This window comes from Gilliamella sp. CG22 (assembly GCF_046635725.1).
GTDB classification, from domain to species: Bacteria; Pseudomonadota; Gammaproteobacteria; order Enterobacterales; family Orbaceae; genus Gilliamella; species Gilliamella apicola_I.
Map to the genome: position 1 here is coordinate 1 of NZ_JBIDFK010000035.1, position 1,075 is coordinate 1,075.

Here is a 1,075-nt window from a genome sequence, read left to right on the forward strand (position 1 = left end):
ATAAATTGACTGACACCATGTGTTATCCCACCAGAGATAGTCTGTGGTGGTGATACCTCAGGCATTTGTATAGGATTGGGAGCCTGACCAATCGGTTTATCACTGATAATTTCTGCATGCACTCGAGCAAAAAATAGCGGAGATACCGGATTAATTAAGGTGCTATCCCATAAGAAATCGAGTGTACTTTGCCCCACATCTCGTAACTCACCCAATAAAAGTTGTGTAGGAAAAGCCCGTTATTAATATTCTCGACGAAGATAAAACCAACCTAAATTTCCTTTCTGATCATAGATATTTATCGAAACAGGAACAACTAATAAATCAAGATAAATATCTTTAAAATCATTAAAAAAATCAGCTACGACTTCCGTATTAGCAATCTGCATCTCTTCCTCTTCTTCATCTAACAAATCGCTATCAAAAAACATTTTTATAGTTAACAAATTATCTTCATCCAGATCGGCAGTAATTCCTCTCATTTTTTTTGTTGCTCTATCAAGTAAACTATACATTACACTGAGATTAATTTTATTTTTTATATTCGTTAATTTATCTTCTTTCATAATTTATGGTCTCGCTGGTACTATATGTACGCCTGTTTTTGAATAATGGATTGTAAAATTAGTTGTTGGGATAAAAGTATTTGAATTTCGATCATAAAATTTACCTATTACATGATTAGTTGAGATATTTTCTTTTGATCCAGGCTGACCAAGAGGTATCTTTCCTTTTAAATTTCCAGTTCCTGCATAATCATTAACCAGTTTCTGAACATCAATATTAGAATCAATGATACTTCTAGGTATAGAAGAACTAGCGTTTGCAGTTTTATGTTCATTTGTTCCAACAATATGTTTATTTTGTTGATTCATATTAACAGTTAAGCTCGGGCTTAAATCTGGTGCAAAATTAGTATTTGGTTTTATGGAGGGATTACTATTTACCGTCCCTGTTTCAACAACATTATTCCAATTAACCTCATCTAATTCAACCGTTACCGTTTCAATTTTATGATGTACTTTCGCTCTGACTTCAGTGCCAGTTATTTTGATGCGGGCGTATTTTAATAAGC

The 1,075-nt window shown here is 33.1% G+C and carries 3 protein-coding genes; all 3 read right to left on the reverse strand.

From position 1 onward, the window contains the following. Positions 1 to 197 (reverse strand): hypothetical protein (locus ACGH46_RS11040; protein WP_411605659.1); only part of this gene is annotated, 197 nt, incomplete at its 3' end. Positions 198 to 242: 45 nt separating this feature from the next. After that, entirely contained in the window at positions 243 to 566 is a 324-nt protein-coding gene (locus ACGH46_RS11045; protein ID WP_267351125.1) for a hypothetical protein, read from the reverse strand. Between the two features lie 3 nt (positions 567 to 569). Continuing rightward, the coding region (locus tag ACGH46_RS11050) for a polymorphic toxin type 50 domain-containing protein (RefSeq protein WP_411605661.1) at positions 570 to 1,075 on the reverse strand (506 nt) is incomplete at its 5' end.